Annotated in this window: 12 protein-coding genes; 8 read left to right on the top strand and 4 right to left on the bottom strand. The window is 69.4% G+C overall.

What is annotated here, in order from left to right:
* Nucleotide 1 precedes the first annotated feature (1 nt).
* From AB0M30_RS41730 to AB0M30_RS41715, 4 genes are read left to right on the top strand one after another with little or no spacing between them, the layout of a single operon-like run.
* Entirely contained in the window at nucleotides 2-439 is a 438-nt protein-coding gene (locus tag AB0M30_RS41730; protein ID WP_364596408.1) for an FMN-binding protein, read from the top strand.
* Nucleotides 436-969 (top strand): FAD:protein FMN transferase, encoded by a 534-nt coding sequence (locus AB0M30_RS41725; protein WP_364596405.1) that lies wholly within the window; start codon nucleotides 436-438, stop codon nucleotides 967-969. Before AB0M30_RS41730 ends, AB0M30_RS41725 begins: the two co-directional genes overlap by 4 nt.
* Nucleotides 966-1,106 (top strand): hypothetical protein, encoded by a 141-nt coding sequence (locus AB0M30_RS41720; protein ID WP_364596403.1) that lies wholly within the window; start codon nucleotides 966-968, stop codon nucleotides 1,104-1,106. The genes AB0M30_RS41725 and AB0M30_RS41720 overlap by 4 nt, the downstream gene beginning before the upstream one ends.
* A gap of 42 nt (nucleotides 1,107-1,148) precedes the next feature.
* The gene (locus tag AB0M30_RS41715) at nucleotides 1,149-1,673 is read left to right on the top strand and encodes a DUF2231 domain-containing protein (protein ID WP_364596400.1); all 525 of its coding nucleotides are present in this window, start codon (nucleotides 1,149-1,151) and stop codon (nucleotides 1,671-1,673) included.
* A 214-nt stretch (nucleotides 1,674-1,887) separates the two neighbouring features.
* Here the strand turns inward: AB0M30_RS41715 and AB0M30_RS41710 are convergent, their stop codons facing one another.
* Complete coding sequence (locus AB0M30_RS41710; protein WP_364596397.1) at nucleotides 1,888-2,757, bottom strand: hypothetical protein; 870 nt, start codon at nucleotides 2,755-2,757, stop codon at nucleotides 1,888-1,890.
* Nucleotides 2,758-3,046: 289 nt separating this feature from the next.
* Between AB0M30_RS41710 and AB0M30_RS41705 the strand changes: the two genes are divergently transcribed.
* Entirely contained in the window at nucleotides 3,047-5,011 is a 1,965-nt protein-coding gene (locus tag AB0M30_RS41705; RefSeq protein WP_364596394.1) for a right-handed parallel beta-helix repeat-containing protein, read from the top strand.
* A 134-nt stretch (nucleotides 5,012-5,145) separates the two neighbouring features.
* Here AB0M30_RS41705 and AB0M30_RS41700 read toward each other — a convergent pair whose 3' ends face one another.
* Nucleotides 5,146-6,567: a hypothetical protein gene (locus AB0M30_RS41700; RefSeq protein WP_364596391.1), complete on the bottom strand. Its 1,422-nt coding sequence runs from the start codon at nucleotides 6,565-6,567 to the stop codon at nucleotides 5,146-5,148.
* 49 nt (nucleotides 6,568-6,616) lie between these two features.
* Nucleotides 6,617-7,444, bottom strand: a complete 828-nt coding sequence (locus tag AB0M30_RS41695; RefSeq protein ID WP_364596388.1) for a hypothetical protein — start codon at nucleotides 7,442-7,444, stop codon at nucleotides 6,617-6,619.
* A gap of 1,236 nt (nucleotides 7,445-8,680) precedes the next feature.
* On the opposite strand from AB0M30_RS41695, the gene AB0M30_RS41690 reads away from it, so the two are divergent.
* Together AB0M30_RS41690 and AB0M30_RS41685 are read left to right on the top strand one after the other, a co-directional pair.
* Nucleotides 8,681-9,676, top strand: a complete 996-nt coding sequence (locus AB0M30_RS41690; RefSeq protein ID WP_364596385.1) for a hypothetical protein — start codon at nucleotides 8,681-8,683, stop codon at nucleotides 9,674-9,676.
* A gap of 465 nt (nucleotides 9,677-10,141) precedes the next feature.
* Entirely contained in the window at nucleotides 10,142-10,612 is a 471-nt protein-coding gene (locus tag AB0M30_RS41685) for a YdeI/OmpD-associated family protein (RefSeq protein ID WP_364596382.1), read from the top strand.
* Between the two features lie 53 nt (nucleotides 10,613-10,665).
* Here AB0M30_RS41685 and AB0M30_RS41680 read toward each other — a convergent pair whose 3' ends face one another.
* A complete protein-coding gene (locus tag AB0M30_RS41680) occupies nucleotides 10,666-11,943 on the bottom strand; it encodes an MFS transporter (RefSeq protein ID WP_364596380.1) in 1,278 nt (425 codons plus the stop codon).
* A 79-nt stretch (nucleotides 11,944-12,022) separates the two neighbouring features.
* On the opposite strand from AB0M30_RS41680, the gene AB0M30_RS41675 reads away from it, so the two are divergent.
* Nucleotides 12,023-13,015 carry a DUF5937 family protein gene (locus tag AB0M30_RS41675; protein WP_364596378.1) on the top strand — a complete coding sequence of 331 codons (993 nt, stop codon included), beginning with the start codon at nucleotides 12,023-12,025 and terminating at the stop codon, nucleotides 13,013-13,015.
* The last annotated feature ends 207 nt before the right edge of the window (nucleotides 13,016-13,222 follow it).

Below are 13,222 nucleotides of genomic sequence, written 5' to 3'. Positions count from 1 at the left end.
GATGCGCAGGATCGCCATCGCCGCCGCGGCGACCGTGTCGGTGGTCGTGCTGCTGTTCAGCTACCGCACCAGCACGGACTCCTCCCCGGTCGCCACCGGCCGGACCCAGCCGTCCCGTACCGCGAGCCCGCCCACCACCGCGGCAGGTGCGGCGACCACCGGCGACGGGACGTTCACCGGCGACGCCGCCGACACCCGCTACGGCCCGGTCCAGGTCCGCATCACCATCGCGGGCGGCCGGATCACCGCCGCGGACGCGATCGAATACCCGCAGGAAAGCGGCCGCGACGTCCGGATCAACTCCGAGGCCGTGCCGGAGCTGAACCAGGAGACGCTGCAGGCCCAGACCGCACGGATCGACACCGTCAGCGGTGCCACCTACACCTCCGAGGGCTACCAGCAGTCCCTGCAGTCGGCGATCGACCAGGCCCACCGGTGACGACCGCGCACCGGCGGTCCTGGACGCAGCCGGTGATGGGCACCCAGGCCAGCCTCCACCTGCGTGGCCGGCGCCTCGACTCCGACCCCGCGATCGGGCCGGTCGTGGCGACGGTGTTCGGGCACCTGCGGACCGCCGACGAGCTGTTCAGCACCTATCGGCCCGGCAGCCAGGTCAGTGCGATCCGTCGTGGTGAGCTACCGCGCGAGCAATGGCATCCCTGGCTCACCGAAGTCGTGGCGCTGTGCGAAGCAGCGAAGGATCGTACCGACGGCTACTTCGACGCCTGGCTCCCTGGTGGCTTCGACCCGTCCGGTCTGGTCAAGGGCTGGGCAGCCGAGACCGCCGCCGCCCACCTCGCCCGCCTGCCCGGGTTCGACCACTACCTCAACGTCGGCGGCGACATCACCGGCCGGGCCGGCGTCACCAGTTCTCCGCCGTGGCGAGTCGCCGTCGAAGACCCGGCCGACAAGGCCGCCTTCCTCGCGATCCTCGACCTGCGCACCGGCCGAGCGAGTTGCTCGCCGTGACGGTCATCGGCCCGACCCTGCTGTGGGCCGACGTCTTCGCCACGGCCGCCTTCGCCCGCGGCGGCGAAGACATCGCGGAGTGGGTCTCGGCACGGGCACCGGGTTACCGCGTCGCCGCCCTCGCGCGCGCTCCTTGAGCACCCGGCGCCCCGGCCCATCCATCATCCACAAAGGACACCATGACCACCCTCAACGGCCTTCCCGCCCACGTGCTGCTCGTGCACGCGATCGTCGTCCTCCTCCCCCTCGCCGCACTGCTCCTCGTGCTCAGCGCGGTGTGGCCCGCCGCACGACGCAAGCTCGCCGGGCCGAACGCGATCCTGTCCGTCCTCGTCGTGGTCTTGGTCCCGATCACGACAGACGCCGGCGAATGGCTCGAGCGCCGCGTCGCCTCGACCCCGCTGGTGCGCACCCACACCGAACTCGGCGACACCGCGCTCTGGGTCGCGCTCCCGGTGGCCGTGCTCGCGATTCTCGTCTGGTGGCGCCAGCGGGAAAGTTCGCGGATCCAAGGTGACGAGACGGGCCGCAGGACGTTCCTGGCCCCGGCCTCGACGGCGGTCACCGTCGTGCTGTCGGCGCTCGCGATCGTGGCCGCGGGCGCGGCCGGCTACGACATCTACCGCATCGGCGACTCCGGCGCACAGGCCAGCTGGCAAGGCCAGTTCAGCGCCACTCCGGCATCGCGCGGCGCCGGACACTAGCCCACCTGGCGCGTGAACCGATTTCCGGAACCCCACAGCCTTCAGCTTCGGTCCGCTGGTACCGGCCGCGTAGATCCGGTTGGCCTTGATCAGGTCGTCGTTGACCGTGCTCGCGGTCTTGCCGGCGCCGTGCACAGCTCGCGCGCGTGACGGAGAAGCCGACACCAGTGATCGGGCAGTCCCCACGGAGGAGCTCTCGGGAATCGGTCCGCTGTCAGCGGTCGGTCACGGCCTTGGCCGGGACCAGGTACGGCCGCTTCCCCTTGACCCCAGCCGGAAACAGCACCGCCAGATTCTCCCCCGTCCCCGCTACCCAAACCTCCCGGCGCGGCCGGTCAGCCAGCTCGGCGACGCCATACGCATGCGCGCCGCGGGCGTTGATGGTGGTTCCGTCGTGGTAGCTGATCCGCAGGTCCGGCGGGCCGTGGTCGGCGGCGGTCAGGCGCCGGTGCGGGGCGATCGTGACCTCCGCCGGGTACCAGCCCGTGCGGCGGGCGGCGGCCAGGCGCCGGGCCCAGCGGATCCGGCGGAACACCGCGACCGGGAACAGCACGACCCCGGCGATGAGCATCCAGATGCCGACGCTGCCCGTGGCCCGGTCCTCGTTGGGTTCGTCGGCGGTGCGGACCCGGGCCGGACGGGCGGGGTCGGTCGCGACCAGGACGTGGTCGCCGACCGCGTACTGCCGATGGGACGTCTTGTCGATCCAGACCCGCTTCCGGGCGCCGGCGAACACGTAACCGACCTCGATGAACGTCCCGGCCCTCGACTTGTGCCAGACAGTGAGAACGGTGCCGTCACTGTGCACGCCCGTGCGCAGCAACAGATCTGCGGTCCGGTCCAGCTCGTTCCGCACCGCGAAGCACCCGCCGACCAGGGCCGCGGCGGCCAACAGCGCGAACGACCAGCGCCGCCCGCCGGCCCGCAGCCGCCGCAGGCCCGGCGCGGCGGCCTCCGGCTCCGGACGGCCGGCGGGCAATCCGCTGTCGCGCTCGACGGCAGCGGGCCCGGCCGACGGCGAGGGCGGAGGAGGCGGCGGAGGACGCCGAGCCGGTCTGCCGAACGCATGCTCCCCAGTCGCCATCGCGCCATGGTAGACCGGCTTCCGGCCGCGGACCGCCGCCTGTGATGCGACCGGAAACGCCGACCGGCGGCTTCCGCGTCGACGCGGCCTGCCGACAGGACGGGACCGATGGTCGCGCAGATGCGGGCGCACAGCAAGAAGCAGAGGTCCGATGACCGGAACATCAGAGGGTACTAATGCCCGCTTCATACCATTTCTACCAATGAGTCATCCGATCAATTGTTGACAGTTCCTCATCACGCCGGTCAAACTCTGAACGCCCAGAGCCTCCGACGAAGGACGGTCATCGGTGCGTACACGAGTCAAGGCGGCACTTTTCGCGAGCGGCCTCGCGCTGACGGCGACCGGGGCACTGGTCACCCCGGCGACGTCCGCGCCGCAGCAGGTCGTCCACGTCGCGCCGAACGGCGACGACACCCACGACGGCACGAGCGACGCGCAGTCCGTCCGGACACTGCAACGCGCCCAGCAGCTCGTGCGCGGGCTGATCCCGGGCATGACGGGCGACGTCTCCGTCAGCCTCGCCGGCGGCACCTACGCGATGAGCGCGCCGCTGCAGCTGACCGCCGCCGACTCCGGCGCCAACGGCCACCGCGTGCTCTGGACCGCCGCGCCCGGCGCCCGGCCGGTCATCAGCGGCGGCGTCCCGATCACCGGCTGGAAAGTGGCCGACAGCACCAAGAACATCTGGTCCGCGCCCGCCCCCGCGACGCTGCGGACGCGCCAGCTCTACGTCAACGGTGCCCGCGTCCCGCGTGCGACCGGCACCCTTCCGGTGACATTGACCAGGATCACCGGCGGCTACACGACGTCGTCGGCCGCGATGGACAACTGGCGCAACCCCAAGGACATCGACTTCGTCTACACCGGCGGCCTCGGCGCGTGGACGCAGCCGCGGTGCCCGGTGAACACGATCTCGCCGACGACGATCAAGATGGCGCAGCCGTGCTGGGACAACTCGACGAAGCGCGTGATGCGCACCGACGACTCCGGGCGCACGGTCGAACTGGTCGGCCGCCAGGCCATCACCGAGCTGCCCACCGCGGTGGAGAACGCCTACGAGCTGCTTTCCGCCGGTGAGTGGTACCTCGACAACACCGCGCACACCGTCTTCTACGTGCCGAAGCCCGGTGAGGACGTCACCAAGGAGACGGTGACCGCGCCCGCGCTGGAAACCCTGGTGTCCGGCGTCGGCACGGCGTCGGCGCCAGTGCACGACATCACGTTCAGCGGTCTTCAATTCTCCTACGCCACCTGGAACTTCCCGAGCACGCCCGAAGGATTCTCCGAGATCCAGGCGAACTACACGCTGACCGGCGCACACGGCTTCGACCAGCAGGGGCTCTGCCAATTCATCGACGGCGGCAAATGCCCGTACGGCAACTGGACCAAGGAACCGGGCAACGTCTCCTTCGCCTACGACAAGAACATCAGCTTCACGCGGGACGCGTTCGTCCACCTGGGCGCCGCGGGACTCGACCTCGGCACCGGCTCGCAGAACGCCCTGGTGCAGGGCAGCGTGTTCACCGACATCTCCGGCAACGGGCTGGAACTCGGCGGCGTCGACATCGCCCTGCCCACCGCGGCCGCGCAGCACACCAGCGGCAACCGGCTGCTCGACAACCACGTGTTCGCCACGTCGGTGGAATACGCGGGCGGCATCGGGATGGACATCGGCTACACCGAACACACCACGGTCTCGCACAACCAAATCGACCACACCCCCTACAGCGGGATCTCCATCGGCTGGGGCGGCTGGCCGGACAAGGTAAAGATCAAGGCGGAACCCAACTACAGCAACAACAACACCCTTTCGGGCAACCTGATCTTCGACCACATGCAGCTGCTCGCCGACGGCGCCGGGATCTACACCAACGGCAACACCGGACCGAACATGGCCGGCGGCGAGAAGATCACCGGCAACGTCATCCACGACCAGAAGGGCGCGGGCAAAGCCGTCTACACCGACAACGGCGCGGGGAACATCACGATCACCGGCAACGGCCTGTACAACGCCGATCTCGCCTGGGGCTCGAAGCACACCGACTACACGTTGAACAAGGGCACCTACGACCCGCTCGACATCGAGAACAACTACTGGGAGAACGGCAGCGCCGACTACAACCAGAAAGCCGTGGTGATCAAGAACAACCACGCGATCACCGACGCCGGCGGCATCCCGGCGAGCATCCGCACCAACGCGGGCCTGGAAGCGGCCTACGCCGACATCCTCGGCTGGACCCCGGCCGGCTGACTCGTGGACGAGCGGGGTCGGCCCACGCCCGGAATCGACTACTACGTCTTCGAAGCGTGGATGAGGAAGTCCTGGTCGAGCACGGCACCTTCTCCCTCATCACCCATCCGACCCGATTCACTCCGCGCCGATATTCAGCCGGGCCGCCGCAAATCGCCCGAAGGGCCCTCATCGCCGTACCGGGCGTAAATCCACGCATGGGTGATCGTTTCCTTGACGTGGATCACGACTCGCACATATCGACTGGGCCTGCTGTGCGCACTATGGCGAACAACCTCGTCGTAGAACCATGCCGACGTTATCAAGGCCAGGCAGCCCGGCGACTGCGTGAGTTCTTGTTTGATCGCCGGTGAGTCGAGCAACCGGAAGGCGTGGACGATAGCCTGTCCTGTCGCTCCGTGTGCGTCGTAGCTGACTTCGCCGGCGTGCAGCACCACCCGGAGCCGAATCCGCTCGGCCGGCAAACGCTCCTTGTTGTAGCAGACCAATGCCTCGGCGAGAGCGGGAACGACCTGCTCACTGAAGACCGCCTTCGGGTAGGCGGACGGAGCCAGCACGAGGACGCCGTCGCCGAGATCGGAATGATCGCATTCCTCCCAGACCACACCGGAGATCAGCAGTGCACGGTGGACGGCCTCGTACAGCCCGGAGCGGATGGTGAGACGATCGGCGTTGGTCCGCCACGGGGAGGAGAACTCCTCGATGTCGACAGCGACGATAGTCCGATGTACGGCGTCCGCGGTGGGTATCTGCCGCTCCGGCGCGGCCGGCGACGCACCGCGTGCCTGCCCCGTGACATGAGCACCTGGGACAACCGTGGCCGGCGAAACGATGAGGCCACGCTTGCGCCAGCGCTGCCAGAAGGTCTCGCGCACTGGCAGCCCGGCGTCCGCCGTGAGGGTGACGCCGGAGTTGTCGCCGACGCTGTGTCCATTGAGGACCGTGACGGTGTTGCGATCGCCGGCGGCCGGCAAGTGTGCAGCGGCGTCGACGCCCCGGCGGCCGGGCAGCTGACCATCGGGGGCGACGGCCAGGAGTTCGCCGACCATCTCCACCAGCGCCGCGCGGACGCCGGTGATGATCGCGGCAACAGCGGATCGGCTGACCTGCCAGTACAGGCTGATGATCCGGCCGTTGCCGGCAGTGTGGTTCCACAGGCGTACGAGTTCTTGCGCGCCGGCAGGGGAAAGCTTGATGGTGAAGTCGCTGGTACGAGCGAAGTCTTCGAGCTCGGCCAGGGGGTTGGTCAGGATCGGGTGTTCGGTCATGAATCCCGCGGCGAAGTCCGGAAGCGCTGCCGGCGAGATCTGCTGCCCGGTGACGTGCCCGGCGAGGGTCACAGCGTCTATGCAGATGATGCCGTGGACCTCGCGGTAGTCCGGGATCGTTTCGGCGGTGGTGTAGCCCTTGAGCTCCTGACGAGCCCGGACCCGCAGGGCTTCGGCGCCGACCTGTCCGCCGAGCAGGATGCAGGTTTGCAGCAGCGCGGTGACGCTGCTCGTCTCGTCGCGCAGCCCGGCTTCCAGCTGGGCGAGGGCGCTGCGGTTGTCGACCATGGCGGGGAGGTCCTTCGTTGAGCAGATGCGTGACAAGCAGGGTGGGGTTTCAGGTGAGCAGTTCGCGCAGGATCCGTTGGGCGTGGGCGAGTCCGGGCGCGTCGGGTGTATCGAGACTTCGGGCCGTGCGTTCGGCCTGAGCGAGGGCGTTGATCGCCCGGTCGAGCAGGGCTCCCTCGACTGCCGCGGTGAGGACCGGTGCTCCGGGCGGAACGTGCACGATTCGCCGCCAGATCTGCATGGCTTCGGTGACGTGGCGGGCGACGACGTCAGGCTTCCCGGACTCGAGTTGGTTGTAGATGGCGGTGAGCAGTGTCTTCATGACGCGTTCGTTGGTGGGGATCTTGTTGTTGCGCAGGGTGTCGGACAGGGTGCTGCGCCGGCTCGCGGCTTCCTCGTCGATCTCGCTTGTCAGTTCTTCAACGCCGCGCAGGGTGAGCCCGGCTTGACGAATCACGTCCTTGAGGTAGTGGGAGTAGTCGGCGCGAGTCTGGATCTGCTGCAGGGCCGAGGGGGCGGTAGGGCGGGGGAAGTCCGGCAGCCGCAGCTTCGGGATCGTGGGCTGGTCCGCGAGCGGCACGGGGCGGCCCGGCCTACCGGCGAGCGGGGGCGACAGTGTCGGGTGCGGCACGGCTGTGGCCGGCAGTGCCGCCACGCTGTGCCGGTCTTCGGATGCCGCCAAGTCCTGTTCTGCCTTCGCTTTGATGTAGAGGGCCAGTGCCCGGGCGCTGTGCTCACCGACGCCGCAGGCGCCGGTGATGCCGCGGTAGATCGGCCAGGCCAGCAGTACCGGCGAGGTGGGGTCGCAGGCGGCGTCCAGCACCTGCACCGGGACGTCAGGCAACGCGCTGGTCACCTGGAACAGCTGCTGGCGCACGCCCAGACCGGCCATGTGCTGGTGCAGGGCCCGGAGTGCGGGGCCTGGGCCGTGAGCACGGGTCACCGGACCCCCCTGGGCACCGCGCCCCGCCGCACGGCGCCGCGGTCCGTGTCGGCGAGAGGCGTCAGGGACAGCGCGACGGCAATACCGGCGTCCTGGGTACGGCTGTCGAGGGTGACCAGCTGGTGCTGTTCCGCGGTGCGGCGACGGCAACGGCAACGGCACCAGGGCGGTCGCGGAGACGGGTACGGCAAGACCGGCAAGGCCTTCATGGGTGTTCGGATCCAATCTCGGGCTCGGCAACCTGTGATGAACGCGGGTGAGGACTTGCCGGGCGCGAATTTTGAGGCCACCGTGGGGCAAGCACGGTTCCGACCTCGGACGCGGTCCGGCGGAGTCCCAGTTATCTGGCTGTGATCGAACACGAGAGCGGCGTTCCGCACAAGTCGGCACACACCTATTTGCATTGTCCGGTTTTGTCCGGCGCGATCGGCAGGAAACGGGTGAAAACCTGCCCAGTGGCCGGTGTTGCGCGGATCACATGCCTCCACACCTGCCACGCGGCACCAGAGGACGAACACGCTGGGAGGCGGCGGTGTGCACGTGCATCGTCACGGGAGCGCTGTCCAAGTTTTGTCCGGAAGCTCCGGACAAAGTATGGCCATACGGTTGCACAGCGTCTACATTTTCAGGCGCATCCCCTTCCAGTCGATCATGTATCGGGAATAGGGACGCACAGCTCGACACACCTGACGCGGGTGAGGATCGAGGGCCGGGCGCTGGTGGCTTCTGGCAAGAGGAGCCCCGGCTGCCCGGCATCAACCGTTAACGCATGTCAGCCCGGCGTGACCCATGGTCCGCCGGGCTTTCTGCGGTCCGCGTTCGCCTACCGAGCAGTAACTAACGGTGATCTACGCTTATTTAGGGGCTACGCGCAGTCACCGACCTCGTAGGGTATGTTGTCTCCCTCACTGGGATAGGTCACCCCGACAGAGTGACAAATCCTCGGATCACAGCATCGGGTAGCGGATCTTCACACGTCCGGGTCCGAGGCGACACATATGAGCGCACGCCCTTGGATTAATCGGCAAAGATCGATAATCAGGATGCGCACAACGGAACACGGCAGTACGAAGATCGAAAATTGAATTCTCCCTCATCGCGGTCGGGGCGAGGGGCCGCCGTCAGGGGATGAGCGGCCGGGGAGCAAGGGCCAGAGTGCGAGGAAGTGCCATGACAACCGGCGAGGTTGCCTATTTTCCCCTGCCGAAAGCAGGGAAGAAGCTGCGCAAGCGCGGGCGAACGGTGATGAGCTGTCTCGGCTCGACCAGCGCGTTCACCCACGACACGCTCGCCATTCCTGAGCGCATGCTCATTCTGTTTCTGCTCGTCGTCCTGGTCGACGAGCACGGGTCGCTGGCCACCTTTCACGAACGTCTGGCCGCGGCCGCGGACAAGGAGCCCGGGCACTGGGCTCGAGGTCGCTCCAAGGAGAGGCTGCCGAACTCGACGAACAAGTGGTTGGGCAAATATGCCTTGCGTCCGCCGCCGTGGGAGCGGCTCGAGGAATTCCTGCGGTTGCGGGTCCGGCACGACCACCTGCCGCTGATTCGTGCCATCGCCGCGGGCCTGCACTGTCAGGTCACCGGCCAAGCGCGCCCGGAGGGCTATGAAGGCCCGCTCTACGTGCCCGGCTGGGCCCGCGGCGACAGCGCCACCCCTGAGGCGATCCGGGAGAATCTGCAGACTCTGCTGGCGCCGCCGGAGGGGACATCGCCGGCCGGCCCCAGCTCCGCCGCGGTGGCCGACAGCGCCGAGCTCGACATGCTCAGCCTCATCAAAGAACGCGACGACTTGAAGACCCTGCTCGGCGTCGTGGTGCGCGACTTCCGTGCGATGCAGGAGTACGCCGAGCGGCAGCGCACGGAGGCCGAGCAGGCACGCCGGGCGTTGGAAACGCAGCAGGAGCAGTTCGTCGAGCACCACCAGCTGATCGTGGAGAACAAGCAGGTTCGGCGGCAGATGAACGAGCTGCGCGAACTCTACGCGCGGCTCCAGATACGGCTCAACAGCGGCCTCAGCCGCACGACAGTGGAACAAATGATCACTGATCAGTTGCACGCCGCGATGCCCAGCCACCCGCGCCCGCAGTGGGAATGGATCACGAAAACGCCGCACGAGCCGCCACCGCCCGATCCAGCCGCGCGCGAAGGCAGCACGGCCTCGTGACCAGCGGGTCCGTGCGGCAAGTATTCGGCGATCACCTGCCCACGGAACACACGGCGACCAGTCTGCCGCATCGCGCGGGCTCGATCCGCTGCCGTGACCTGCCCGGCCGCTTCGGTCTGCTGCCACGGGGACTTGCGCCACCGGCAAGCGCGGTCTCCCGTCCGCCCGCGGACCGGCGTTGACACGCAGACGCACCCGGCCCGGCTCACGGACCGGGCCCGACGCCGTTGACGAAGACAGCCCGTAGTCGACTTCGCCGCTGATCAATGAGGTCGTCGGACCGTTGGCGTACTTCCCGATGGGGTATCGCCAGAGCGAGGAGGTCTCTGCCTGGGCCGCGCAACTCGCTGCCGAGCTGGGGCTGATCTGCTACGACCCGCAGCTCACCGAACGATCCCGGCCGGGATCGGCTGTCAGGCGAACACGGGGATGCCCTTCCACGACAACCGTGCCACGATTGCGGTCGTGAGCTCGCAGCGGTTCCGCGCCGCCGTCACCGCCGGTCCACGCGACCACGCTGTCATCGCCGTACCCTTCGACCCGGACAAGACGTGGGGCGCCAAGGCCAACCATCCCGTCGGCGGCACCATCGACGGCAGGCAGGTTCGCGGCAGACTGTCGCCGGCCGACGGCGGATGGCTGCTGACCGTCACACCGATGTGGCTGCGCGACACCGGCGTCACGATCGGCACCGAGGTGACCGTCGAGCTGGCCCCGGAAGGCCCGCAACGCCAAGACCTCGCCGAAGACGTCGCCGCGGCTCTGGCCGACAACCCGGCCGCGGCCGCATTCTTCGACACGCTGGCGCAGTTCTACCGCAAGGCCTACCTTCGCTGGATCGAGGCCACCACCCGCCGCCCGGATCTCCGCGCGGCTCGCATCGCCGAAGTGGTCGACCTGCTCGCGGCCCGGGTCAAGCAGCGGCCTCGGCCCTGACGGCAACCGTCAGGACGAGACCCCGGCCGGCCGGATACGGGACACCCTCAGCGTCATCGGCGTCTCCGCGTTCGGGGCCGGCCACAGCGGCGCCCTCGCGCCGGTCCGGGACCTTCGTCCTCGCCGCCCTCTGCGCCAGGACGCGGCAACGACCGCACCAGGAGAAGCAGGACCAAGAACGTCCCGGCGCCGGCGAGGACGAAGGTGGCACGGGCACCGGCCACGCCGACGAGGAAACTGCCCAGCGCGTAGGCGAACGCGGCTCCCAGCTGCGCGGCGGTGCCGATGGTGCCGAACACCCGGCCGAGGAACGGGCGGGGCACGAGATCCGGCACGACGGTGTCGTACCCGATGTTCTCCGCGGCGTTGCCGGCGCCCGCCACCAGCTGTGCCGCGACGACCACCGCGAGCACCGGGGCCACTCCGCTGACGACCGTGCCGCCGCCGGTGGCCACCACGGCGACGATGAGCAGGGCGATCGGCCTGCGCCCGCGGGCCAGCCGGGTACAGGCAAGCGAGGCCAGGACCATCCCGGCGCCGAACGCGCTTGCTGCCACGCCGTACCCGGCCGGGCCGGCGTGGAGCACGTCGCCGGTGAGGAAGACCAGGGCCACGTTGTCCACCGCGGCGAACGCGACGAGCAGGAAGAGACTCAGAACCAGCACCGAGAGCTGCCGATTCGCCGCGACATACCGCAACCCCTCCCCCGCTTCGGCCCACACCCCCGTGCCCGCACCGGGGTCCCGGGCCGGCGCGATGGCCGGAAGTCCCCTCAGCAGCAAGGCGGACGCGAGAAAGGTGGCCGCGTCGACGGCCAGCGCGGTGTGGGCACCTCCGGGAGCTGCTCCCAGCACGCCTCCCAAGCCCGGACCGACGGCCAGCGTCAGGGTTCGGCCCAGCCCGAAGAGGGCGTTGGCCGGTGCGCGGTCGGCCGCGTCGACCAGGACCGGAACCAGGCTGCGACCGGCCGGGTTCCGGATGGTCGCCAGGATCCCGGCGACCGCCACGAATCCGGTCAGCACCGGCAAGGGCGGCAGCGTGATCGCGGTCAGCCCGATCACCAGCGCCGAGGCCAGTTCGCACCGCATCATCAACCGGCGGGTCCGGACCCGGTCGGCGAGGACTCCGGCCAGCGGTCCCCCGAGCCGGGGCAGCGCGTTCGCCAGCAACAGCAAACCCACCCCCGTGGGGCCGTCTCGCGGGGCGACGAGCAGGACGAGCGCGGTCGTGGTGATCCCGTCACCGACGAACGACACCGCCCGCGACGCGCACAACGACCGGAACGCGGGGTTGCCGGAAAGGAGGCGAGTCTTCGGCGATGGTCCGGCCATGAGCACGAGGGTGCGGGAACCGGGCCGGGCGTCGCCGGGATTCGGTGCCGGCCGAATCCTCGGGTAGCGTTCCGGCGCAATGACGCTGGTGCTGAGGTTCGGACGCGGGGACGCCGCACGGTGCCGGTTCGCCATCTCGCCGCTGCAGGAAACGATGTCGGCCTTTCTGGTGCTCAAGAACCCGGGTCGCCACGGCTGGTACCTGCCGTGGCTGCGCGAGGTCCGGCCCGTCATCGCCCGGCTCGATCTGGGCCTGCTGGACGCCGCCGCCCCGAGCAACGGGCACGGGCCGGACTTCCCGTGGCCGAGCCCGACCAGCCCGCTCACGACAATCGAGGACGACCTCGCTCAGGTCCGGGCCACCGATCCCGCCGTCGTCGCCGCCGAACTCGCCGAGCACGCTCGTCGCATCGATCGCCACGCCCTGCGCGACGATCTCCGCCGGGTCCTCACCGGCGACCCCGTCATCGCCAGGAACACCTTGGTCACCCAGCAACGGCTGGCCTGGCAGGCACTGGTCGAGCCACTGTGGGACCGGATCCGCGGCCTGCTCGACGCCGACATCACCACCCGGGCACGGCAGCTGGCCGACAGCGGCCTGGCGGGGCTGTTCGCCGACCTGCACCGGCGGGCGACCTGGCAGAACGAAGAGCTGCACCTCACGGGTTTCCGGCACGGCACGGTGGATCTGCGCGGCCGCGGCCTCGTTCTCGTGCCCACGGCCTTCGGGTGGCCGAACCTCGGGATCGGGCCCACCGACGACACCTCCGTCACCCCTCCCGCGCTGGTCTACCCGATGCTCGGCGCGGCACGGCTGTGGGAACCGGCCACGCGATCGCCCGCCATCGCGCGGCTCCTCGGCTCCGGCCGCGCATCCGTGCTGGCCGAGACCCTCGTCCCGAGCACCACTGTCAGCGTGGCCCATCGAGTCGGCCTCGCGCCGGCAACGGTCTCCGAGCACCTCACCGTGCTTCGCGACGCCGGCCTGGTCACCGCCACACGACGTGGCCGCGAAGTGCTCTACCGCCAGACACCGCTCGCCGCAGCACTCCTCCACCCCGATCCGTTGTGATCGACCAGCCCAGGACCGACAGCCGTACGACTGCGGCCCGCGCGAACTCGGGCATCCCGCACCCCAGGTACCCACCGAGTCGGCCACCTGCCGACGAGCGCGCGTTGCCGGGCTAGTGTCGCGCGTCCGAAGTTCAGTGACAGCGGCCCGGTCCCCGAGCGCCCCAATGTGGCCTTGGTTGCGTTCAACGCACCCAAGGCGGCCTTC

Origin of the sequence: Amycolatopsis sp. NPDC051716 (genome assembly GCF_040681595.1) — a bacterium.
Taxonomy (GTDB): Bacteria; Actinomycetota; Actinomycetes; order Mycobacteriales; family Pseudonocardiaceae; genus Amycolatopsis.
This window is presented reverse-complemented; position numbering and strand designations above follow the sequence as displayed.

Coding starts and splice junctions, on each gene's coding strand:
- AB0M30_RS41730 (WP_364596408.1), top strand. CDS start 2: ATGCGCAGGATCGCCATCGCCGCCGCGGCGACCGTGTCGGTGGTCGTG.
- AB0M30_RS41715 (WP_364596400.1), top strand. CDS start 1,149: ATGACCACCCTCAACGGCCTTCCCGCCCACGTGCTGCTCGTGCACGCG.
- AB0M30_RS41710 (WP_364596397.1), bottom strand. CDS start 2,757: ATGGCGACTGGGGAGCATGCGTTCGGCAGACCGGCTCGGCGTCCTCCG.
- AB0M30_RS41700 (WP_364596391.1), bottom strand. CDS start 6,567: ATGGTCGACAACCGCAGCGCCCTCGCCCAGCTGGAAGCCGGGCTGCGC.
- AB0M30_RS41690 (WP_364596385.1), top strand. CDS start 8,681: ATGACAACCGGCGAGGTTGCCTATTTTCCCCTGCCGAAAGCAGGGAAG.
- AB0M30_RS41680 (WP_364596380.1), bottom strand. CDS start 11,943: ATGGCCGGACCATCGCCGAAGACTCGCCTCCTTTCCGGCAACCCCGCG.
- AB0M30_RS41675 (WP_364596378.1), top strand. CDS start 12,023: ATGACGCTGGTGCTGAGGTTCGGACGCGGGGACGCCGCACGGTGCCGG.